24 protein-coding genes are annotated in these 23,506 nt (G+C 45.4%); 1 reads left to right on the top strand and 23 read right to left on the bottom strand.

The genetic code is table 11. From position 1 onward, the window contains the following. Positions 1-160: 160 nt before the first annotated feature. Positions 161-1,246: a chorismate synthase gene (aroC, locus tag HUO09_RS01735; RefSeq protein ID WP_167412951.1), complete on the bottom strand. Its 1,086-nt coding sequence runs from the start codon at positions 1,244-1,246 to the stop codon at positions 161-163. A gap of 192 nt (positions 1,247-1,438) precedes the next feature. After that, the gene (gene prmB / locus HUO09_RS01730; RefSeq protein WP_188232786.1) at positions 1,439-2,371 is read right to left on the bottom strand and encodes a 50S ribosomal protein L3 N(5)-glutamine methyltransferase; all 933 of its coding nucleotides are present in this window, start codon (positions 2,369-2,371) and stop codon (positions 1,439-1,441) included. 63 nt (positions 2,372-2,434) lie between these two features. Between prmB and smrB the strand changes: the two genes are divergently transcribed. After that, complete coding sequence (gene smrB, locus HUO09_RS01725; protein ID WP_188232785.1) at positions 2,435-2,989, top strand: endonuclease SmrB; 555 nt, start codon at positions 2,435-2,437, stop codon at positions 2,987-2,989. Between the two features lie 62 nt (positions 2,990-3,051). Here smrB and flhB read toward each other — a convergent pair whose 3' ends face one another. The 21 genes from flhB to fliD form a co-directional block, all read right to left on the bottom strand. Continuing rightward, positions 3,052-4,182 (bottom strand): flagellar biosynthesis protein FlhB, encoded by a 1,131-nt coding sequence (gene flhB / locus HUO09_RS01720; protein ID WP_167412954.1) that lies wholly within the window; start codon positions 4,180-4,182, stop codon positions 3,052-3,054. A 15-nt stretch (positions 4,183-4,197) separates the two neighbouring features. Further along, complete coding sequence (gene fliR, locus HUO09_RS01715) at positions 4,198-4,980, bottom strand: flagellar biosynthetic protein FliR (RefSeq protein WP_167412955.1); 783 nt, start codon at positions 4,978-4,980, stop codon at positions 4,198-4,200. Positions 4,981-4,988: 8 nt separating this feature from the next. Beyond that, a complete protein-coding gene (fliQ, locus tag HUO09_RS01710) occupies positions 4,989-5,258 on the bottom strand; it encodes a flagellar biosynthesis protein FliQ (RefSeq protein WP_188232784.1) in 270 nt (89 codons plus the stop codon). A gap of 12 nt (positions 5,259-5,270) precedes the next feature. After that, on the bottom strand, positions 5,271-6,170 hold the full coding sequence (gene fliP, locus HUO09_RS01705) for a flagellar type III secretion system pore protein FliP (RefSeq protein WP_167412957.1): 900 nt from the start codon (positions 6,168-6,170) through the stop codon (positions 5,271-5,273). Then, positions 6,148-6,537 (bottom strand): flagellar biosynthetic protein FliO, encoded by a 390-nt coding sequence (gene fliO, locus HUO09_RS01700; protein WP_188232783.1) that lies wholly within the window; start codon positions 6,535-6,537, stop codon positions 6,148-6,150. Before fliO ends, fliP begins: the two co-directional genes overlap by 23 nt. Before the next feature lie 4 nt (positions 6,538-6,541). Further along, the gene (gene fliN / locus HUO09_RS01695) at positions 6,542-6,952 is read right to left on the bottom strand and encodes a flagellar motor switch protein FliN (protein WP_102963102.1); all 411 of its coding nucleotides are present in this window, start codon (positions 6,950-6,952) and stop codon (positions 6,542-6,544) included. A gap of 17 nt (positions 6,953-6,969) precedes the next feature. After that, positions 6,970-8,031, bottom strand: coding sequence for a flagellar motor switch protein FliM (gene fliM / locus HUO09_RS01690; RefSeq protein ID WP_167412959.1), 1,062 nt, complete (start codon positions 8,029-8,031; stop codon positions 6,970-6,972). A gap of 7 nt (positions 8,032-8,038) precedes the next feature. Then, entirely contained in the window at positions 8,039-8,533 is a 495-nt protein-coding gene (gene fliL, locus HUO09_RS01685) for a flagellar basal body-associated protein FliL (protein ID WP_188232782.1), read from the bottom strand. A 32-nt stretch (positions 8,534-8,565) separates the two neighbouring features. Continuing rightward, entirely contained in the window at positions 8,566-10,389 is a 1,824-nt protein-coding gene (locus HUO09_RS01680) for a flagellar hook-length control protein FliK (RefSeq protein WP_188232781.1), read from the bottom strand. Between the two features lie 156 nt (positions 10,390-10,545). After that, positions 10,546-10,992: a flagellar export protein FliJ gene (gene fliJ, locus HUO09_RS01675; protein ID WP_167412962.1), complete on the bottom strand. Its 447-nt coding sequence runs from the start codon at positions 10,990-10,992 to the stop codon at positions 10,546-10,548. A gap of 7 nt (positions 10,993-10,999) precedes the next feature. Further along, positions 11,000-12,322, bottom strand: a complete 1,323-nt coding sequence (gene fliI, locus HUO09_RS01670; RefSeq protein WP_167412963.1) for a flagellar protein export ATPase FliI — start codon at positions 12,320-12,322, stop codon at positions 11,000-11,002. Then, the gene (gene fliH / locus HUO09_RS01665; protein WP_188232780.1) at positions 12,322-13,125 is read right to left on the bottom strand and encodes a flagellar assembly protein FliH; all 804 of its coding nucleotides are present in this window, start codon (positions 13,123-13,125) and stop codon (positions 12,322-12,324) included. The genes fliI and fliH overlap by 1 nt, the downstream gene beginning before the upstream one ends. Before the next feature lie 146 nt (positions 13,126-13,271). Next, on the bottom strand, positions 13,272-14,324 hold the full coding sequence (fliG, locus tag HUO09_RS01660; protein ID WP_167412965.1) for a flagellar motor switch protein FliG: 1,053 nt from the start codon (positions 14,322-14,324) through the stop codon (positions 13,272-13,274). Continuing rightward, positions 14,317-16,065 carry a flagellar basal-body MS-ring/collar protein FliF gene (gene fliF, locus HUO09_RS01655; RefSeq protein WP_167412966.1) on the bottom strand — a complete coding sequence of 583 codons (1,749 nt, stop codon included), beginning with the start codon at positions 16,063-16,065 and terminating at the stop codon, positions 14,317-14,319. The genes fliG and fliF overlap by 8 nt, the downstream gene beginning before the upstream one ends. Positions 16,066-16,079: 14 nt before the next feature. Next, on the bottom strand, positions 16,080-16,391 hold the full coding sequence (fliE, locus tag HUO09_RS01650) for a flagellar hook-basal body complex protein FliE (RefSeq protein WP_167412967.1): 312 nt from the start codon (positions 16,389-16,391) through the stop codon (positions 16,080-16,082). 87 nt (positions 16,392-16,478) lie between these two features. After that, on the bottom strand, positions 16,479-17,888 hold the full coding sequence (locus HUO09_RS01645; RefSeq protein WP_188233177.1) for a sigma-54 dependent transcriptional regulator: 1,410 nt from the start codon (positions 17,886-17,888) through the stop codon (positions 16,479-16,481). A gap of 2 nt (positions 17,889-17,890) precedes the next feature. After that, positions 17,891-18,943, bottom strand: a complete 1,053-nt coding sequence (locus tag HUO09_RS01640) for a PAS domain-containing sensor histidine kinase (RefSeq protein ID WP_167412969.1) — start codon at positions 18,941-18,943, stop codon at positions 17,891-17,893. A gap of 124 nt (positions 18,944-19,067) precedes the next feature. Beyond that, positions 19,068-20,531 (bottom strand): sigma-54 dependent transcriptional regulator, encoded by a 1,464-nt coding sequence (locus HUO09_RS01635; protein ID WP_188232779.1) that lies wholly within the window; start codon positions 20,529-20,531, stop codon positions 19,068-19,070. Between the two features lie 234 nt (positions 20,532-20,765). After that, positions 20,766-21,176 carry a flagellar export chaperone FliS gene (gene fliS, locus HUO09_RS01630; RefSeq protein ID WP_188232778.1) on the bottom strand — a complete coding sequence of 137 codons (411 nt, stop codon included), beginning with the start codon at positions 21,174-21,176 and terminating at the stop codon, positions 20,766-20,768. Between the two features lie 11 nt (positions 21,177-21,187). Continuing rightward, positions 21,188-21,493, bottom strand: coding sequence for a flagellar protein FliT (locus HUO09_RS01625; protein ID WP_167413752.1), 306 nt, complete (start codon positions 21,491-21,493; stop codon positions 21,188-21,190). 4 nt (positions 21,494-21,497) lie between these two features. Beyond that, complete coding sequence (gene fliD / locus HUO09_RS01620) at positions 21,498-23,486, bottom strand: flagellar filament capping protein FliD (protein WP_188232777.1); 1,989 nt, start codon at positions 23,484-23,486, stop codon at positions 21,498-21,500. Positions 23,487-23,506: the final 20 nt, after the last annotated feature.

Genomic DNA, 23,506 nt, shown 5'->3' with positions numbered 1-23,506 from the left:
CAACGAGCTGCATTTTCGCGGCTTTTTGCTCTGAGGTAAAGCGTTGCGAGCTGCAGCTTGCCACTATGATCCCATTTTAAAAGCATCGTTACTTCCTCATTTGAGTGCGCAAAAGAAAACGCCCTCAAATGAGGGCGTTAATAATCAACTAGAGCTGAAATTAGATATGAGGCGTTTCTGTTGTAACACCGTAGTTTTGACCACGATGACGTAACAGATGATCCATCAATACAATCGCCAGCATAGCTTCAGCAATTGGCACCGCGCGAATACCAACACATGGGTCATGACGACCTTTCGTAATCAGTTGCGTTGGCTCACCAGCACGAGTGATTGTGTCACCCGGAACCGTAATGCTCGATGTTGGTTTAAGTGCAATGTTCGCGACAATGTCCTGCCCCGTAGAAATGCCACCTAATATACCGCCAGCGTGGTTGCTCTTAAAGCCTTCTGGTGAGAGTGGATCACGGTGCTGACTGCCACGTTGATTGACCACATCAAAACCATCACCGATTTCAACACCTTTCACCGCGTTAATGCTCATCAACGCATGTGCGATGTCTGCATCTAAGCGATCAAATACTGGTTCACCTAAACCGACAGGAAGATTGGTTGCAACCACCTGGATTTTGGCGCCGATAGAGTCACCTTCTTTTTTCAGGTCACGGATCAGTTGGTCAAATGCTTCCACTTTATCGACATCTGGGCAGAAGAAAGCGTTGTTTTCGATTTCATTCCAATCCACTTTATCAATTGAGACATCACCCATTTGTGATAAGTAAGCACGTATTTCGACACCAAATTCTTGCTTAAGATATTTCTTCGCAATACCACCCGCAGCAACGCGCATTGCCGTTTCACGAGCAGACGAACGACCACCACCACGGTAATCACGAATGCCGTATTTCTGATGGTAAGTGTAGTCAGCGTGGCCTGGGCGGAATTTATCTTTGATTTCAGAGTAGTCTTTTGAACGCTGATCGGTATTTTCAATCAGTAATCCAATCGACGTACCTGTGGTTTTTCCTTCAAAAACCCCAGAAAGAATTTTCACTTCATCCGGTTCACGGCGCTGAGTGGTATAACGAGATGTGCCCGGGCGACGACGGTCTAGGTCGAGTTGTAAATCTGCCTCGCTAATCTCTAGTCCCGGAGGGCATCCGTCTACGATACATCCAAGTGCGATACCGTGACTTTCTCCGAATGTGGTTACTCGGAAATGTTGTCCGATACTGTTTCCTGCCATTACTTCCTCAAATTAGTGCGCTGAAAGTAGGAACGAACTACTTCCAACATACTGATAGCTATTCTTCGTGGATTCATAGTGGCTTTATTACGTTTTGATGTAAAGCCCTTAACCGCATCAATTTGGACAAAAATAACTGACCCAAAAATGAAAACGCCGACACTAAGGTCGGCGCTTTACGAGAGTTCGAAATTAATCGATATAAAGTACGAAATCTTCAGCACATTCGAGCAGTTGCTGACGTGTCAGCATAAACACGCCATGACCGCCATTTTCAAACTCTAACCAAGTGAATGGAATGTGTGGGTACTGATCCATCATATGAATCATCGAGTTGCCCACTTCACAAATCAAGATACCGTTTTCTGATAGGTAACGAGGTGCGTTGGCAAGAATACGGCGAACCAGTTTCAAGCCATCGCTACCCGCAGCAAGACCTAGCGCAGGTTCATGTTTGAACTCTTCAGGCAAGCTGTCCATATCTTCCTGATCCACATACGGTGGGTTAGAAACGATAATATCGTATTGAGACTCTGGTAAATCACGGAACAGATCCGAACGAATCGGGTACACTTGCTGTTCAAGACCATGATCTTGAATGTTTTGTTCTGCTACCGCTAAGGCATCAGTTGAAATATCAATCGCGTCCACTTCCGCTTCTGGGAATGCATACGCACAAGCAATCGCAATACAACCGCTGCCAGTACACAGATCCATAATGCGAGTTGGTTCTTCAACCAGCCAAGGTGAGAATTGCGCTTGAATAAGCTCACCAATTGGCGAACGAGGTACAAGTACACGCTCATCAACGAAAAACTCTAACCCACAGAACCACGCTTTATTAGTTAAATAAGCGGTTGGAGTGCGATCTTTAATACGAGTGATAACACGTTCAACAATACGTAAACGCTCGCTAGATGTTAAGCGAGAGTTCAAAGCATGAGGAGGCACGTCGATCGGCAGATATAGGGTTGGCAGCACAAGTTGCACCGCTTCATCCCACGCATTATCCGTTCCATGACCATAAAATAAATTGGCTGCATTAAAACGGCTAACCGTCCAACGAATCATGTCCTGAAGGGTGTGAAGTTCCGAAACGGCTTCTTCTACAAAAATCTTATCCAAAATTGCCTCCGAAAAGCGCTACAATACTGCGAATATTGATTAGTAACTGATTAACCAATTCTAATGAGCAAAAAAGACACCGATTACAACGACAATAATTATTTAGACGCTGACGATGATTTTGCAATGTTTCGCGATGCAGTAAAGGGCGTAAAAAAGTTAACGCAGGATACCATAGTCCAGCAGCCAAACAGAAATGCTAAACAAAAAGAAATCATCAAAGATTCACGTGAAGCCAGCGACAGTAACTTTTACTTCTCTGACGAGTTTGTACCTCTACTCAGCGAAGAGGGTCCAACCCGCTACGCTCGTGATGATGTGTCTAAATATGAAGTGAAAAAACTTCGTCGTGGTGTCTACGTGCCGGACGTGTTCTTAGATATGCACGGCATGACTCAGCAGGAAGCCAAACGTGAGCTTGGCGCAATGATCGCTTACTGCGTAAAAGAGAGTGTGCACACCGCTTGTGTGCAGCACGGCATCGGTAAGCATATTCTGAAGCAAAAAGTGCCGCTGTGGTTAGCTCAGCACCCTGACGTGATGGCATTTCATCAAGCGCCATTAGAGTTTGGCGGCGCTGGCGCACTGCTGGTTTTGATTTCTATCCCAGAAAAATAAATCGTACTATTTCGTCATCCCAGACAATGCATAGCATTTATCTGAGATGACGTCTTTTAGGATCAGTAACGCATGTCCGGCGGAATTGGCATCTTCTCTTCTTGAAGTATCGGACGCTGACCACCTTTACGACGATATTGTTTAAGCTGGAAGATGTACGCCAGAACCTGAGCCACCGCCACGAACAAGCCGTCTGGAATTTCCTGTTCTAATTCAGTGGTATGGTATAAGGCCCGCGCCAATGGCGGAGCCGGAACAATCATGATGTCATGCTCGCGCGCCACTTCCCGAATTTTCATAGCCATATGGTCAACACCTTTAGCGACCACCACAGGTGCTCTATCGGAATTTTGCTTGTATCGTAACGCAACAGAGAAGTGATCCGGGTTGGTAATGATAACGTCGGCCTGAGGCACTTCTGCCATCATCCGGCGCTGGGCGGCTTCACGTTGCAGCATTCGGATACGGCCCTTAACCTCTGGTTTACCTTCCGTATCTTTGTACTCGTCTTTCACTTCTTGCTTAGTCATTTTCAGCTGGTTGGCGTGTTGCCAAATTTGGAAAGGAATATCAATTGCGACAACCACCAACAATGAACAGCTAATCAACAGCACGAAGTTAAGCAAGATATCCAAAGCATGGAAAATATTTTGCGGGAACACATCTAAGCTTAACTGAAACAGATCGTGCTTTGAGCGGTCGATTAAGGTGAACGCCACTCCAGCGACTAAAGAAACCTTTAATATCGACTTGATCAACTCAACCCAGCTTTGTAAGCCAAACATTCGCTTGAAGCCACTGAGTGGATTCAATTTCGAAAATTTCGGCATTGCCGCTTCCATAGAGAAGTTCACACCGCCTACACCAGCAGCGCCAATCAAAGCAGCAATAAACAGGGTAATAAGCACAAGTAAAAGCGGAAGAAGAAGATTAACGAGAGCCGATGAGGCGATATCAAACAGCTTTCCGAGATCGAAAATTTCCTCTCGGCTCAAACTGAACAAACGTCGCATAGAAGCAAAAAGTCCGCCAGCTAACGTTTCTCCGAACCACATCAGAGATACTGCGCCAACCACTAATACCGATACAGAAGCCAGCTCCTTCGACCGCGCAACCTGACCTTTTTCTTTGGCCTGTTGCAACCGTCTGGGCGTGGCGTCTTCGGTCCTTTCTTGACCGTCTGATTCTGCCAACTCAGCCTCCTAAAGCTAACAATCTAACCGGATGAGGCTGCACACTTGTTGCTCGCCTTGCAACCAATAGAGTTCGTAGTGAGTGTAAAGACCACTGATGATAAACCAACAAAGCAGCAAGCCTACCATCAAGGCAAATGCAAAACCCAATGAGAAAATATTCAACTGCGGTGCAGCACGAGTCATAACACCAAATGACAAGTTCACTGTCAGCAACGCAATGATGCCCGACAGCGACATACTCAACGCCACTTTAAATATAGTTCCGAACCATAAAGCCATCTGCTGGAAATCTAAGTTGTTCAGCCCTCCCCCTCCAATGGGTAAGCTTTTAAAGCTAAATGCCAGCAGTTGAATCATCTTTAAATGCCCATCACTGGCAAGGAAAAACATAGTGGCTAAAAACATGAATAGCTGGCCAAGCAACGGCGTGTTCTGACCGTTAGCAGGGTCCACCATGGAAGCGAAACCTAAGCTCGACTGCATACCAAGTATCTGGCCGAGCATAACGAAGGTTTGAATAATAAACTGCGTCACCATCCCCATCGATACACCGATAACCAACTGCTCCAAGGTGATCATAAACCCTTGAAGAGAAAGCAGTTGAATGTTTTCCGGCACCGCTGGAATGGCGGGCATGATTGCCAAGGTTAAGGCTAAGCCGAAATAGAGTCGGATTCGAGCAGAAACAAAGCGGGCCCCCGTTACCGTCATTACCATCAACATCGCGGAGATGCGCGTATATGGCCAAAAATAATTGGCGATAAAATCAAGGACGACGGTGGCTGGGTACTCCATGCTTGCTCCTAGTAGAGAACTTGAGGCAAACGCTCAATCATGGAATAGAAGAAATCCATCTGCATTTGCACCATCCAGTGTGCAAACGCCATCAAAGCCAGCAGTGTAACGATCAAACGCGGCAAAAAACTTAAGGTTTGTTCGTTGATTGACGTAGCGGCCTGAAAAATAGCCACCACCAAACCAATCAGCAGACTAGGGACTATGATAGCGCACACCATAATGAGCACCATCCATAACGCGTCGCGAAAGATTTCAACAAATACCTCAGGAGTCATACACTCTCCTCGCTATAACGCAAAACTGCCGGCGAGCGTGGAGAGAATCAAGTTCCATCCATCAACTAACACAAACAACATAAGTTTAAATGGCAATGAAACGATCATCGGAGACAGCATCATCATACCCATTGCCATTAATATCGAAGCCACCACCAAATCAATAATCAAAAATGGCAAAAACAGCATAAAGCCAATCTGGAAAGCGGTTTTCAGCTCAGATGTGATAAACGCTGGAATCAATACCGCCATAGAGACATCTTCTGGATTTTGCACATCAGAGCCAGATATGTTGACGAAGGTTTCCAAGTCTTTCACGCGAGTCTGCTTGAGCATGAAATCCTTCATTGGGATTTGGGCGGTATCAAACGCTTGTTTAGCGGTCATCTGTTCATTCAGATATGGCTGCACCGCCTCTTCATTAATCTTGTTTATCACCGGTGACATGATGAAGAAGGTCAAAAAGATGGCGATACCAATGATGACTTGGTTTGATGGTGTTTGCTGCAAACCCATCGCCTGTCGAAGTATCGACATCACCACCACGATTCGGGTAAATGAAGTCATCAAAATGACCATGGCAGGCAAAAAGCCCAGCATGGTCATTAAGGCTAAAATTTGTAAGTTTATCGAGTAATCTTCGCTGCCATCCGGATTGGTGGTCATGGTAAAAGCGGGAATTCCCGCACCACCACTGCTACTGCCCATAGCGATAGTACGTGAAGCACCTTGGTCTTTTTGCATTGCAGTCACAGTGACATCCTGCGCACCTGCAGCCGTTGTAGGGATAGGTGTTTCCAGCTCTTGTTGCGCGTAAGCTAACGGCGTAAATACCAAAGCGCTCACCCAGACAATAAGCGCTAAGCGAGCCCATAGATTGCGCAACACATCAAACAGGTGTGTTTTTATCATTCTTTTTTAGTAGCTGAGTCAAAGTGTTAGAAAATGGTACCGACTCTAGCTCCTCCTGAGTCAATGGAGTTTCCAATTTAGAGATCAACTGAACTGACTGAGATGTCACACCAATCAGAAATTGCTCCTCTCCCGCTTGTACTATCATCAAACGCTCTTTGGTGCCAATAGGTAACTGGCGAACGACGCTCAAGCCCTTTTGCTGACCAAATGCAGGGACTCGCATCCGTTTGAGTAACCAGGCCATACCAATGATGATGGCTATAACGAACAATAGCGACCCTAATGTAGTCGCTATATCGAACTGATCGCTTTGAGCTGCCAGCGCAGGGCTGGTAATCAAAGATAACACTATGAATTTTCGCATAATGTTATCTCAATTTCTTAATACGTTCTGTTTGACTAATTACGTCCGTTAAACGGATACCGAACTTATCGTTGACCACAACCACTTCGCCGTGAGCAATCAGCGTGCCGTTAACCATCACATCCAGAGACTCACCAGCAATACGATCAAGCTCCACAACGGAACCTTGGTTAAGTTGCAGCAAGTTACGGATACTGATTTTAGAGCGCCCAACTTCCATTGAAATGGTCACGGGAATATCCATGATGGTATCAAGTTTACGACGCTCATCATCCGTAATTGGTGAAGTGGTGTCTTTTAACTCATCCAAAGGTGCCGCTAAAATTTCATCAACATCTATATCTGGCGCGCTTGGATCTTCGCCAAGGGCTGCTGCCCACTCATCTGCAAGCTTTTGATCATCTGACTTTGACATCTAGGCTACCTATTCTATTAATCAATCAACTCTTCGTCGTCTTCATCTTCCTCGTCATCTAACTCGGCAATAATATCTTTGCCAAGAAATGCGAGGTCAGTTTTAACCACATCAGGACGTCTAATTTTTTCTGAAATCTGAACTGCCATTTTTTCACCAGAGCGTCCCATTTTGACGCGATAGGTTGGCAATTCCTCAACAAACATAACGGCATGTTCAGGCATCTTAATTGGAATGATATCCCCCGCCTGAAGCTCCATAAGATCACGTAACGCAATATCTTGTTCTAATAAATTCACTCGGAAGTTAACAGGCACGTCCATGATCTCTTCGCGAAGCGCCGAGCTCCAACGAACGTCTGTTTCCATCTTGTCTGACTGAACACCCGCATCAAGAAGCTCTCGGATAGGCTCAACCATCGAATAAGGCATAACAACGTGGAAATCACCGCCGCCGCCATCCACTTCAATATGGAATGAGCTCACAACAATCACTTCTGTTGGGCTGACAATGTTCGCCATACTTGGGTTTACTTCCGAATCCAAGTATTCAAATTCAACCCCCATCACTGGAGACCAAGCTTCTTTGTAATCGCCAAACACAATTTTAAGCAGTAGCTGAGTAACACGACGCTCGGTTGGGGTAAATTCACGCCCTTCGATACGCGCATGATATCGGCCATCACCACCAAAGAAGTTTTCTACCAAGATAAAAACAAGACGAGCTTCCATGGTTACAAGTGCCGTCCCTTTAAGCGGACGGAAACGAACCATGTTCAAACTGGTAGGAACATAAAGGGTGTTTTGATATTCGCCGAACTTCATCATTTGCACGCCGTTGATCGATACTTCGGCGGTTTTACGCAACATGTTAAACAAACTGATCCGCATATGACGGGCAAAACGCTCGTTGATAAGTTCGAGCGTTGGCATTCGACCACGAACAATACGATCTTGTGACGAGAAGTCGAACGAGATGGCACTTTCATCCGCAGTGTCGAGGTTTTCTTCTACTTCGTCAACGGTATCTACCCCGTGGAGTAGCGCATCAATTTCGTCTTGGCTTAATAGATCGGTCACTCTTCACCTACTGCATTACAAAATCAGTAAACAACACACGTTCAATGACAGGTTTACCAACCACTTTCGTCATTACGGCTTTAATGTCATCGGTCGCTTTATCACGTAGCTCAATACGGCCTGTCACTTCTCGCAATTGCTCAACCGTTGCAGAGGCAAACGTTGCAAGCAATGTACTTTCAATCAGAGGAGAGTGATAACGAGCAAGGTTGTCGTTCTCGCTGCCTCTAACCATTAGCTGTACTTTAATTTGAACTACGCGATTGCGAGTATCACTGGTCACATTAAACACAAACGGCTGAGCAATGTTTACATAAGAAACCGGCTCTACCTGAGTAGAAGCTTGGCTAGTGCTCATTTCACTATCTTGACTTGAATCGTCGGAGCCCATGAGGAAAAAGGCTGCGACACCGCCAACTAACAACACAACGACAGCAATAATGATGATCAGTAGTTTCTTTTTACCTTTCGGAGCTTCTGCTGGGAGTTCTTCAACAGCCATAATGTTCTCTATGTTGTTATTTTTTACTTAGTTTAAGCGTAATAACTGATTCCATCACGCTTTGAAGCCACATTCAAATCAAGTTTGACGTTTGTATCAAGGTTTTCTTCACTTTGTCGGTTATCACCGCTCGCAGATTGACCACCGGAACCATCTCCACTTGCCGCATAGCGCTGCTGCTGACCAGAACTTTGTTGCTGAACAGATGTATCTCCTAACTGAACACCTTGGTTATTCAACATTTCACGCAGTCTTGGCATGGATTGTTCAAGAGCATCACGAGCTTGTTGGTTAGCCACAGTAAAATGTACCGTTGCACCGTCGCCATTCATATTCATACGAATATGCATACGGCCAAGCTCGGGTGGGTCAAGGCGAATATCAATATTCTTCAAGTTCTTAGATAGCATCACTTGTACACGTTCTGCCATCTGCTCAGCCGCCATATCACCTCTGGATAACTGCAAAGGTATGTTTTGTTGAGCCACTTGTAGAGGCTCACTACGTAAACTTTGAGGACTGTTTAATCCCTGCTGGCCCGCTGCCGCTGAAAGTTGCTGTGCCAAATGTGAATCGGCACCTTCGCTGTGTTTATTACCTTCCATCAACGCATTTAACGCTTTAGCGCCTAAACCAGCTTTAAGAGCAGCTTGATTTACTGTCGGGTCAATCTGATTTGTCATCGCTCCAGCTAACATTGGGTTAGCCTGAACGTTCGTAACTTGTTGCATCTGTGCCTGAGCTTCAGCATGGACAGGCATTTGAGATTGCGCCATCATCGCCTTGTCTGCTTGGCTTAACATTCCCTGTGGGTTTTGTGCGCCTTGAAGCAAAGGCTGTGAGACCGCTGCATGTGCTGCTGATTTAACCGCGACTTTGCCATCACTGAGACTGCTCACCTCGGCCGCTACATTTGCCGCTTCAGTATTGATATTACCCCAAGGAATCGCTGCAGGTGCTAACGCTTCTTTTGAAACCAACATATCTTGTGAATCTGAGGTATCTTGAGAGTCCATAACTTGTTGTGAAACTGCGGCGCTTTTTGAAACGTTAACACCTTGAGCCGCCAAAGCTTCTTGATTTGGCACATTCGCTTCAGTGAGCTTAGACTGGTTAGCCAAAATGGCGGCTTGTTCACTGTCACTCAGCACTTTGATATCTTTAGCGTTTGTTTCTGGTGTTGCCAGTACATCGACATCAGTCTCTGAATACTTCAGAGGTGGATCTTGTTGCAATGTTTGAGATTGGGTCGAATTCAACTGAGCGACCAGCTCTGGATCGAGTTCTGAATCAGCACCACTTTGCATTTTTTCAGATTGTGCAATTTGCTCAGAAAGATCGGTCTCTTTTTCATGTGGCAAAGCCTTGCCATCCTTTTTAACCAGAGTTTGATTTGCTTCTTGCAAACGGCCTAAGATCTTATCACCCTCATCCATCGCCTTGGCCGTTTTCGCTTTTATTTCAGCGTGTTCAGGCTCTTCAGACGCAATGAAACGCTTGAGGTTTTCTGGAACCTCAGCACTCTCGTCATCTGACACTAACTTGGGCTCAACGGAAACGTCAGCGTCACTTTCAGCTTTAACAGCGATTTTATCAACATCATCACCTTGGCTAAGAAGCTCATCAGTGCTGGTTGCTTTCATTTCTGAGCCTTCTACAGATTTGATATCCTTCGCATCGGAAGCGCTATCGCTAGAGGCAGGAGCATCACTTTTACCAAGCAGCAGTGAAGCCAGTCTTTCCAAAAAGCCTTTTGATTCTCCACTATCACCACTCACTAAATCCTGCGCAGACGCAGGCTTAGCGACATTGGTGACTTTCGAAGTCTCTACTGAAGGAGTTACATTGACATTCATACACAGCTCACTCGCATTAATCACTGCAAACCTTTGCCGCTTAAGACGGGGATTTCCCGTCAGCAAAGGGTTGCTAATCTGTTCGCGTTAAAATTGTATAAAGAACTGCAAAAAACGAGCCAATTGACAGTTTCACTGGACAATGAAAAGTGAGTTCTACAAAGAATTTGTGCGTCGACGGTTAAAGTTCAGTGTGGAAAACTCATCCATCATCTTCTGATCTCGTTTCTCTTCTAAACGCTGACGTTCCGCCTGTTTTTTCTCAATTAACCATTCATAAGAACGGCGCTGTTTACGGACATCCAACCAATAAGACTCGCAGTTCTCTACTTGTGTTTTGAAGTGCTGTTCCGCTTGTCGCTGCTTCGATAAGGTTTCATCAAGTTGTGTTAAGAAACGATTTAAGTGTCCATACTGACTGGCGGTTAATCCTGCTTGACCACGTGACACAAGCTGTTGGCAATAGTCCAAGCGATACTGCTCAATCTGTTTAAGCTGATGATAATAGTCTTCCAGTTCGCTGCGAGCCTTGCCCAAAGCCATCACTGCTTTATCTTCTTTACTTTTCGCCTGTTCAAGCAAAAATTCGAGAGCATTATCCATTCAGCCATTACCCCACATTGAGTACATTCTTAAGCATGCTGATACACATATCGTAAGGTACCGACTCTTTCATGGTTTGCTGTAAGAAACCATCCAGTTTTGGTTTAAGAGTAAAGGCGCTGTCTATCGCAGGATCCGTACCCGGTTTGTAAGCCCCTATTGAAACAAGATCTTGGTTTTTACGACAGGTAGACAATATCTGACGCACGGCTTTTGACATCAATACATGCTCGTCAGTGGTTATTTGCGGCATAACACGGCTGACCGATTTCTCAACATCAATAGCTGGGTAATGACCCGCATCGGCCATTTCACGAGACAGAACAATGTGACCATCAAGTATCGCGCGAGAAGCATCAGCGATTGGGTCTTGTAAATCATCCCCTTCGGTTAACACCGTAAAGAATGCAGTAATGGAGCCTTGATGAGGACCGCCGTTACCCGCTCGTTCAACCAGCGCAGGCAATTTAGCAAACACCGAAGGTGGATAACCTTTGGTTGCAGGAGGTTCACCGACTGACAATGCTATTTCACGCTGAGCTTGCGCAAAACGGGTTAGCGAATCCATGAGTAGTAGTACGTCTAAACCTTGGTCACGGAAATATTCCGCGATAGTCAGCGCAGTTTGACACCCTTTTAAACGCATTAATGGTGATGAATCCGCAGGTGCAGCCACAACGACAGAACGTTGTCTGCCATCCACACCTAAAATTTCTTCAATAAATTCTTTAACTTCGCGACCACGTTCACCAATGAGCCCCACCACAACGACTTGTGCCGTTGTACCTCGAGTCATCATGCCCAAGGTCACCGATTTACCGACACCTGAACCGGCAAACAAACCGATACGCTGGCCTTTACCGACCGTCAATAGACCATTGATGGCTTTAATACCAACATCTAGCGGTTCACTGATTGGCTTACGTGCTAAAGGGTTGATTGGGTCAGCGTTAAATGATGCCTTTTGGTCGGTATAAATCGGACCAAGGCCATCAAGAGGTGTTCCTACACCATCAATTACTCGACCGAGTAATTCCATACCAACAGGCAAACCTGCTTCGACGGTTAGAGGAGTAACCTTCGCCCCCGGAAGCACGCCTGTGATCTGCTCACTGGGCATTAAAAATAGACGATCACCAGAGAAACCGACAACCTCAGCTTCCATCGAGCCAGACATGGTTTCAACACAGCACAGACTGCCAATCGGCGCACGACAACCAGTGGCTTCTAATGTTAAACCAACCACTCTCACCAACTTGCCAGAGGCTATTGGTCTGCTTTTGAGTCCATGGACTTTATATTGTGAGAGTCTATCAGCCAGTTGAAGCATTATTCATGGCCCTGTTGGTGACGGTTAGTTCCACAGAAGCTCTGCAATACACTGCGAACTCTGTCTTCCATTCGGTAATTGACACTTGATTCACCCGCTTCAATTTGAACATCGCCGCGGCTTAAAGCCGGTTCACTGATGAGTGTCCAGTTGCGGGTATCCAGTTCATGTTCACCATAAGCCTGCTTGATGATTTCGCAGTCTTCTGGATGCAATTTAAGTGTGATGGCATGTCCGGCAATAGGCAGAGCTTCAACCGACGCTTTCACTGTGTCGAGAATCACCTGCGGATTAGTTTGTACTTCAACATGCACGACTTCTTTCACTAGTGACAGCACCATATCCACCAGCTGCTTTTCAACCTGTGCATTCATCAGTTCAAGGGGTTGAGCAAATTGGTTCGCAAGACTCATAAAGATTTGAACGTGTTCTTGGATAACTTGCTGGCCAGCTTCCAAACCTTCAGCACTACCTTCTTGAAAGCCTTTTTCCTGGCCGACTTTATGACCAGCTTCTTGGCCCAGTTGGAAACCTTCTTGATAACCTTCTGCTTTGCCTTGCTCAATGCCTTCCTGATAAGCAGCTTGTTTGATTAATTCAATTTCTTCTTCAGTAAGAACGACAGGCTCTTCTGTTTCAGGCTCATCGAAATTCGGAATCCAGCTCGGATCATAATTAAGCGCCGTTTCCTTTGCTTTTTTATGCATCTCAGAGGTGTAGTCTGGTAGACCCCACTTTTTCGTCTGTTCAACAGTTTCATCAGAATCGAGGCGGATAAAACCGCGCTTTCTTTCACCTGACATCATATTTCCTATCTAAAGATAAAAAAGGCCGGCTGGTTAAGCTGGCCTTATGGGCTGTTATCTTGTCTGAACAACAGTCCTATATTAAGAAGACCTGTTTTACAAAACCGATGTAGTCATCAGTGCTATTTCAGCAACCATTCGTTTTATAAGAACTCGTCTGCGCCACCACCCAGTATCAGCTCACCGTTGTCAGCCATACGTCGGGCAATAGCAAGAATCTCTTTCTGCGCCGTTTCCACATCAGAAACTTTGATCGGTGGCATTGCCTCCAAGTCATCTTTCATCAATTCAGCAGCACGTTTAGACATATTCTTGAAGATCTTATCTCGCAACGTGTCGTCTGCACCTTTAAGAGCTCTCTGTAGAACGTCTTGCGGAACGTCACGCAGCAATTTCTGAATACCCTGATCGTCGACTTCGACCAAGTTCTCGAACACGAACATAAGGTCTTGAATCTGAGTTGCCAAATCTTCGTCTTGGTCACGCATCTGATCCATAAGAGCTCCCTCGATATTGTTGTCGAGGTAGTTCATGATATCTGCCGCCGCTTTCAAGCCGCCAATCTTCGCTGCTTGTGCACCAGCCTGACCTGCGAACTGTTTCTCCATGATTTCGTTTAACTCAGCCAGTGCTGAAGGTTGAACTTCTTCAAGGTTAGCAATACGCATCATTAAGTCTAGACGATCACGTTCAGCAAACTGCGCCAGTATTTCTGCGGATTGATCTGGGTCCAAATAAGACAATACGATAGTCTGAATTTGTGGGTGCTCGTTGACGATAATGCTCGCAACCTGACGAGGGTCCATCCATTTCAAAGAGTCCAGACCTTTAGAACCGGTACCCAACAGGATTTGGTCAACCAAGTTATTCGCTTTATCTTCACCCAGTGCAGCAACCAACGCATTACGCATGAAGTCTTCGCTGCCCATACCGATATTGGTGTATTTCTGGATATCTTCCAAAAACGCGCGGTGTACTGCCGTTACTTTGCCTTGGCTCAGGTCTTTTGCCCGCGCCATAGCACTACCCACACGTTGCACCTGTTTAGGTTCAAGGTGACGGATAATTGCCGCTGCATCTGCCTCATTGAGACTCAGTAGCAAAATTGCTGCACGCTCTTCACCGGGAATATCAGCAATTTCTTTTTCTAATTCAGTTAGCTCTCGGTTGTCTTGATTGATTATTTCATTAGGCATCGTTAGCCACCCAGTTCTTAACTACTTGAGCTGCAAGCTCAGGTTCGTTGGCAACCAGAGCACGTACTGCTTTGAGTACATCCTCGTCTTTATGTAAATTCGGTAAGTCTATGCCAGAGCCAAACTCAAACAGTTCCCCACCTTCTATATCACTACCAATCAGGCTGGTTTCCCCATCGATACCAATCGGTAAACCATCAGGTCCGTATAGTTGATCATCGTCATCCACAGATGGATTGAGGAGTTTCTTCATCGCAGGGCGTACCAGCACCAACACGATAACCATAATCACTGCTGCACTTGCCAACCAACGAATCCAATCGTTGAAATTCGGGTGCTCCCAAATTGGCACATCAGCAATAGTTTCAACTTCGGGTTCAGCAAAGTTCATACTCAATACATTCAGCAAGTCACCACGGTTTTCACTGAAACCAACGGCACCAACCAATACCTGACGAATGGCTTGCAATTCACTATCGCTTACAGGTGTATAGGTGACTTCACCCGTTTCCGGGTTGACGCTGCTTCGGTTCTTAATTGCAACAGCGACAGTTTGACGGTTAATCACACCTGTTTGACGGCGCTCGTGGCTGATTGTCGTATCTAATTCAAAGTTTCGGGTCGCTTCTTTGTGAACAGCCCCTTGCCCCATCAGAGAGCCATCTTTCATCTGCGCCACATCTTGTGGGATAGAGGCATCAGCAGGAGGCTGGTTACTCAATGCGCCCGGTACACCGGCAATTACATTACCGTTATTGTAATCTTCTAAAGTGTATTCACTGCGTGTCGCAGGAGTATTTGGGTCAAAACGTTTACGAGTCTGCTCTATCGCGCTGAAATCCAGTTCAACGTCCACCTGAGCGGTATAGTTACCCAAACCTAAAATCGGAATCAAAACTGAATCAATTTTTTCACGTAAGTCTTGCTCTTTCTTACGCTCAGCTTCCTGCTCTTTACGACGAGCAGCCGTAACCGGATCCTGTGAACCAGAGCTAAGCAGACGTCCATGTTGATCCGTCACCGTAACGCGTGTCGGTTTCATTCCCGGAACCGCGCTCGCGACCATATCGACAATGGAATCGACTTCCCCTTGTTTTAGATTGGTACCAGTGCGCAGTGTTAAAAATACCGACGCAGACGCTTCTTGGTTTTGACGAACAAACACACTTTGTTTAGGCAGAGCAAGAAGCACACGCGCTTTGTTCACTTGGCGCATCTCTTCAATGCCTTTAGCAAGTTGGCGCTCACGGCTGAGTTTCAGACGCTCTTGCTCCAAGCGTTGCGAAACACCAAAGCCCATGTCTTGCAGCAGAATTTCATCGCCTTCGTGACGTTCCTGATTCATACCTGCACGAACCATGTTTAACTTAAGACTGTTGTAGTCAGAAGTCGGCACCAGAATGGTATTGCCGTCTAACTTGTAGTCTTGTTTTTGCTGGTCGAGGTAATCAAGAACAGGGATCAGTTCTTGTGTATCATAAGCTCCTAATGGACGCATTTCTGGCTCTTTAACCCAGAAAAACAGCATCACAATTAAGGCCACACAAATAGAGATAGAGAGAACAAGGACAACTTGGCGTAGTAAATCCAAGTCACCCATAGAGAAGTCCATTTTTGAGGAGCTTTTTTCTTCAGCGTCGACGTTTTGCGTGTCCATATCCATGTCGGAAGTCGACATCAAGCTATGGTCACCGCCGCTATCGCTTAATGTAAGATCGGTTGTTTGCTTATTCTCAGCCACAATTCACACCTTCACTAAACTGGCATGTTCATCAGTTCTTTGTACGCTTCAACAAGCTTGTTGCGTACCTGAATAGTGGCTTCAAATGCCACGCTCGATTTGTTGCGAGCAATCATGACATCAGAAAGAGAGACATCTTCATCGCCACGATCAAAGCGCATTTGAAGGTCGCTTGAGGTTTTCTGTAAACCATTTACGTTGTTGATAGCCTGTGAAAGCATATCACCAAAATCAGCGCCAATTTTTTGTCCTGTTGGCGCAGGGCGTGAATTGGTAGCTTCTACCATCATCGCCTGCATTTCGCTCTGTAAACCGTTTATATTCATTACTACCCCAAAAGCCAGAACTTTGACTAAACTTCATCTCTGTTCAGTAACGCAGCAATTTATGTGCCACTCTGATATTCAGTTAAATCACCCCGGAATGTCCATACCGGCATCACGCATTTTCGCTAGCTTGTAGCGTAATGTACGCGGGCTAATACCGAGCTTTTCAGCCATTTCTTTACGGCGGCCATTACACTCTATCAAGGTATCCATAATGATGGCAAACTCTTGGTCACGCAGTTCACCACCTAAGCCTGAACTACTGTTAGCGATTTTAGACACATCAACCTGAGCAACGGGTTTGATGTCTGGTGTGGCAACCGTTTCGCCACCTTCAACCAATTTCTGAAGACTCGAAGCATCCTGCCAATCCAGACCTTCAAGTAAGATATGTTCTTGGTCTATATGTCCATTCTCACTGAGAATCAGCGCACGCTGCACTACGTTGTCCAACTCACGCACGTTGCCCGGCCAAGAATAAGCATTGAGCTTAGTAACGGCAGACTCTGAAAGGCTAGGTACAGGCATACCTAATTTTTTGCAGTTACGCTCCACTAAATGGTTCGCGAGCGGTTCAATATCCGCTTTACGATCTTTCAGTGCAGGCCATGAAATTGGGAAAACATTCAAACGGTAATACAAGTCCTCACGGAAGTTACCTTCCTGCACGTATTGCTTTAAGTCACGGTTACTTGTAGCAAGCACACGAACATCCAGTTTAATGCTCTTACGGCTACCTAAACGTTCCACTTCGCGCTCTTGCAGAACACGCAGTAACTTAGCTTGCAGATTTAAGTCCATCTCACTGATTTCATCCAGCAAGATGGTGCCGCCCTGCGCTTGTTCAAATTTACCCGGACACGCTTGCACTGCACCGGTGAAAGCCCCTTTCTCATAACCGAATAAAGTCGCTTCCAACATATTGTCTGGAATTGCCGCGCAGTTGATAGCAATGAAAGGGCCATCTTTACGTAGTGAAGCGTTGTGAATGTAACGAGACATCACTTCTTTGCCGGAACCGCTAGGACCTAAAATCATCACGTTAGCGTCGGTTTTCGCTACTTTGTCAGCCAGAGCCAGCAGTTTTAAACTTTTCTCGTCAGCGACAACCGCATCACCATTATCGTCTGATTTTACTGGCGCATAACGACTGACCATGTTTAATAGTACTTCTGGTGCGAATGGCTTAGCCATGTAGTCGATTGCACCATCTTTCATCGCCGAAACTGCATCTTCAATATTGGCGTAGGCTGTCATCAACAATACTGGCAAATTAGGCCAATGCTGTTTGATGTTGCGCAGCAGAGCAAGTCCACCCATACCGCCCATTTGAACATCTGAAACCACAATATCCACAGAATTGTTTTTGAGTTTCACCAAAGCATCTTCAGCACTGTCAGCTTCCAGCCATTCATAACCAGCCAGTGCTAAGGTATCTACTAAGGCTTCGCGTAGGCCTTCATCATCTTCAACGATTAAGACTTTGCTTTGTGCCATCATCATTCTCCAGTTTCTGCGTGAGTGGAATCAGTGTGATTTTGCAAAGGAATACAAACGGTAAAACACGCACCGTCCCCCTCTTCAGATATCAGTTCTAATCGTCCGTCATGCGCCCGACAGACCATCTGTACAACCGCAAGGCCTAAACCTGTTCCCTGCGAGCGAGTGGTAAAGAAAGGTTCCATAATCTTACTTTGTAACTCAAGAGGTACACCGGGTCCGCTGTCTTGAACGGATATTTTGAGTTCTCCATTCACAGGGCGGAAAAACACATCAATTTGTGATTCTTTTCCAGCTATCTGAATCGCATTCATCACTAAATTACTTAATGCTGAGGCAATAGCATTCGAATTGCCCAGCAACATTGTCTCTTGCTCTTCCACTTCGAGACAAAAATCAATTTGGTTGTTTTTCAACGCCGTCTCGACCATTGGAGAAAACTCCCCAACCAGATCAGCGATTGAAAATGGTTTCACTACTTTGTTGTCGCCGCCTTTCGCAAACAGCAACATATCATTGACTTGTTTTTCCAAATCATACAAACGATCCATCAACTTACTTTGAAAGCGCTCACGGGTTGTTGTAGGTAAATTGGGTGCTCCCAGATTAGAAGCATAGAGCATGGCACTCGATAACGGTGTTCTCACCTGATGAGCCAAAGAAGCCACCATTCGCCCTAAAGACGATAATCGTTGTAAATCACTGACTCGAGCTTGCAGCAAGCGAGTTTCTGTCAAATCAGTGATCAAAATAAGCTGACCTGTATTCGAAGCGGAAATCGCCAAGCGCACTTTACGGCCATTTCGCAATGAGATTTCGTGACCATCATCCTCACGAGGAGCAAACGCAATCTGAATAATTGCGTACCAGCGTTCGCCTAAAAGAGGAACATCTAAAATGCGCTGCGCTTCAGGATTGGCTTCTCGCACAACCCCTTGGGTATCCAACAAAATCACGCCCGCGGGCATGACATCAAGAACTTGCTTATAGCGTTCTACTTGGTCTTCTAAGGAATCTAAATGTGAATGCTGCTCTTGCACTTGATCTACCATCGTCGAGAATCTGCCTTCCAATACAACAATAGCCTGTCACGCAAAATGCATGCCAGGCTATTCTATATTTATTTCAACAACTTATTTCAATGACAATAAATTGACTCACTCGTACTATGGCTTTTTAGCGCTGCATATTGTACTTACGCATCTTTTCAACCAAGGTAGTTCGGCGCATGCCTAACATATCCGCTGCACGAGCAACAACACCGCCCTGAGCTTCCAAAGCTTGGTTGATCAGGCTCACTTCTAAGTCCGCCAAAAGCTCCTTTAGGTTTACCCCTTCTGGTGGCAACGCCTGCGGAACATCAACATCTGTGAAATTGTCTGAAGCATCTAAACTGAAGTTTTCTGAGAAGATGCTGTCAAGAGCATCACGCTCCTGCTCTTCTACCGAACTAAAGCGGCTTGGCTCAGGCTGAAACTCAGGGATATCACTGTAACGGTATTTAGTTGGTAGATGGTTAACATCAACCAAACTATTTGGATAGAGGATAACCATCCTCTCAACGAGGTTTGCCAGCTCACGAACGTTACCCGGCCAATCATGCTCCATCAGAGAGTTAATCGCTCTTGGTGTGTAACAGATAGGCTGAGCACCTTCTGCTTCCATACGCGTCATCAGCTCACGTAGTAACAGAGGAATGTCTTCTTTGCGTTCTTTAAGCGAAGGCATTTCAATTGGGAAAACATTAAGACGATAGTACAGGTCTTCACGGAAGCGCTGTTCTTCTATCATGCTCTCCAAATTACGGTGTGTTGCAGCGATAATTCGCACGTTGGCTTTAATCGTGGTGTTGCCACCAACCCTTTCAAAGCAACGTTCTTGCAATACACGCAGTAATTTAACCTGCATGGTCATCGGCATATCACCGATTTCGTCTAAGAATAACGTGCCGCCTTCTGCCAATTCAAAACGTCCTTTACGAGCGGTAATCGCTCCAGTAAATGCGCCTTTTTCATGACCAAAGAGTTCACTTTCCAATAGATCCGCAGGGATTGCGCCACAGTTAATTGGCACAAAAGGACCGCCACGACGTGGTGAATGGTAGTGAATATTTCTTGCGACAACCTCTTTACCAGTACCAGATTCTCCTAAGATCAATACGTTAGCTTCTGTTCCAGAAACTTGTTCGATCAAATGGCGAACTTCTTGAATACCGTTACTCTGGCCGACCAAACTGCGAAAAAGAGTGTTCTTGCGGTCTGAAGCGACAACGTTAATGCCCTGACGACCTAAAAATGCTTTGCAGTGGCGGAGTGCTTCACTCAGTTGTTGATAGTTAAGAGGGAACTCCAACTCACCAACAAATTGAGGAAATTCTTCCAAAGAGTACGGCTGCTTATCAGCCAATAAAAGAGGAATGTGATTTGCGCTTGCGAGCGATGAGGCTAATGATTCTGATAGTTTATTATCTTTCAACGATCCAAGAATGCATCCTGTCCACGTTGCCGACCAATTGATTTGATCAGCCAGCGAAGACTCAATTACCTCACACTGCTCTCCTACAAATTCTAATATGATACTGAGATTAAGACGAATAGACGGATCGTCTTCAATCACAAGCAATTTTGCTAAACCTTGCATAGGTGAGAATATTTGCCTTCAATCTGGAAAGTTGGGTGTATCTACACAATAAGAATCGTTATTCGGCTGAATTAGTCTTTTAAGTAGCTCTAAATATACGATAGTCAATCTGTGAAAATCAGCAACAAAAAAAAGCCATTAGGCTATCTAATGGCTTCTATTCTATGTGATAAAAAAAATAAGGCAACCAAGCAATTAGCTGGTGTGAGCTCTGTTAAAACTTTCAGAGATAACTTACAAGCCTACTTCATTTGAAGTCAGGTTGTGGTATTCAGCAGGAATTTGATCCCAAGCCGATTTAATTTCACGAATAATATCGATCACATCATCCACAATCTGCGGATCGTTCTGATGATTAGCCTCGGCAATTTGCGTGATCATAAATTCGTACAGCTGATCTAGGTTTTGTGCGATTTCACCGCCATCATCCATAGATAAACAGCTACGTAAGCTGATTATAATGTCCAAAGCTTTACCAAAGCGCTCGCCTTTAACAGGGACGTTGCCCTGTAGCATTGCTGCTTTACCTTGAATCAAACGTTCAATAGCGCCAGCCATTAACATCTGTACAATCTTATGCGGTGAGGCCGCACTTAGCTGGCTATCCACTGATACTTTTTTGTACGCCTGCAAAGAACCACGCATAGTCTTCCTCTTTATAAAAACTTTTTGTATTGCTGAACCGATTTATTACCGTGACGGAATTTTTGTAAATCTTTACCGATTAACAGGGTTTTTGACTGCATCAGTTCAACAAGTTGTTGTGTATCTCGAACAGCATCTCGCCAACATTGGGATTTGCCTAGTGCTGGATTTTCTGACACTTCAGTCAGTAATCTTTGCAATAACTGTTCCCTTATATCGACAAGTTGAATAATTTCTTCAACATTTATATCGTCATCTGCCAATAAATCTTTAATTTGATTATCGACATTGCTCAACTCTTTCAGCTGTTCATCCATCATATTAGCCTAGCGCGTTCATCATACCGGCTAACTGAGACTGCATTTTGCCTGTGGCATCCTGCATGGCCGAAAACTTGTCGAACGTCCTTTTCTCCAAGCTATCCATTCGACGATCAAGTGCAGCTTGGTCATCATTAAGACGGTAATTTCGCTCTGTGAGTGTCTTTTCACGATTGCGAATAACGCCAGTCACACCGGTCATACCTTGGATGGCATCTTCGACTTTTTTCGCAAAGCCCTGATTACCACCAAAAAAGTCGCCCAGCTTGGTGAAGTTGTTATTTAATTGACGATCGAGCATATCATAGTTGATCTCCATCGTCCCTTGGCGTGTAGTCGTGATACCAAATTCAGTTAAGCTTTGCAGCGTCTCGGGTGCTTGTTCAATTTTACTAGAGAAGACCGATTTTAGACGGGAGTCTGCACTGCGTACCACACTATCACCCGCAAGAGGCCCAGCTTGTCCGGTACGAGGGTCAACCCCAGAGAGCTCTTTAGTGACTTGATAGAACTGGTTATACGCATTGACAAACTGCTCAATATCTTCGCGCACACTATTACGATCGTATTCGATGTCAATTTCTGCAGGCTGCTGATTGCGTTCAGTCTTGCCCTTTAACGTTAAATCGACGCCTTCAATTGCATTTTCAATCACGTTGTTTTTACTAGAAAGCTTAGCAACACCGTCCAACACGACTAACGAATCTTGCGCAGATTGCACTTCGGTCATGCCCGAATAAGCATCAAAGGAGGCTTGTGCCGCCTTCAGTTGCTCGTTGACTGACTCTACTTTTTCAAGCAGTTCACGTTCTTCCGGAGTCAGTTTTGCACGCGCCATCGCTTTGGCTTCATCTGGCGTCATGCTGCCGTTTTGTACGGCTGCACGGATATCGGCTTTTTCTTGCGCCAATTGCCGTTCAAGTTTTTGCTGTGCTTCTTTTGGCGTAACGTAAGAATCCACCAAGGTTCCTGAAGCTGTATTTGTCCAACCAGGAACATCTTTTGATTTGTCTATCGCTTTGTCATCAAGCTCTGGTTCTGGCTCATAATAAGAGTCCAACAAAGTACCTGATGCTGTTTCTGTCCAACCAGGAATACGTTCTTCTGGTTTTAAATATTTGTTAACGTCAGCGCCTGCCTTGGCGGCTGCTTTAACGGCGGAATCAGACAATTCTGCACCATCAGCATCAACGCCATTATTATCTTTTGCTACTTTCTGAACTTGAGCGGCAACCGATTCATCAATTTCTCGGGCGGCATTACCGATTTTTTCTGCCACTTTGGCGGCAATCTTTTGCTGCTCTGGTGTCAAAGGGGCAATCAATTGCTGGGCTGAAGCACGCGCTTTTTCTAGATCTTTAACGCGGTCTTCTAATGTTTTGTACTCAAGAGACTTTAGGGGATCGCCCGATTGCGCTTGTGCCGAGATAGAGACTCGGTTTTCTTCACCAGAAATATTCGAGGCAACGATTAATCGAGGTCCGTCAACGTCGTTGATTACCGAAGCTCGTACACCGGGGTTACTCTTTTCACCGTTGATGCTACGAACAATATCGATAAGTTTAGATTGGGGTTTTACTTCAATATTGAAGCTTTTCTTGCCAAGTGAAATTTGCAGCTTACCCGGGCCAAACTTTGCGTCTTCAGGAAGTACATCAGACGCAATTTTATGGCTCTGAGCAAGCTGCAACACATCTACTGAGTATTTACCAGCGATGGCATCAGTGGTTGCTGTCGCGACGACGGACTTATCATCAGAGGAGTCCACAGAACGAACTGCAAACGCCTTTTCCTGACGAAAATTCGCCATCAGATTTTTCATCGTATCCAGCGACTCTCTGAGTCGGCCATAGGCACTAATACTGGTATCAATACCAACGCGCTCATTGTCAATTCGTTGCTGTTTGGGAACACGCTCCGAATTGACAATTTTGCTGACCATTGAATTTATATCAAAGCCAGTGTTCATCCCCATTGGGCCTAAACTCATTCAACCACCTCAAAAACATA

Origin of the sequence: Vibrio sp. Y2-5 (genome assembly GCF_014596725.1) — a bacterium.
GTDB lineage: Bacteria > Pseudomonadota > Gammaproteobacteria > Enterobacterales > Vibrionaceae > Vibrio.
The sequence above is the reverse complement of the archived record's forward strand: the minus strand, read 5'-3'. Positions and strand labels throughout refer to the sequence as shown.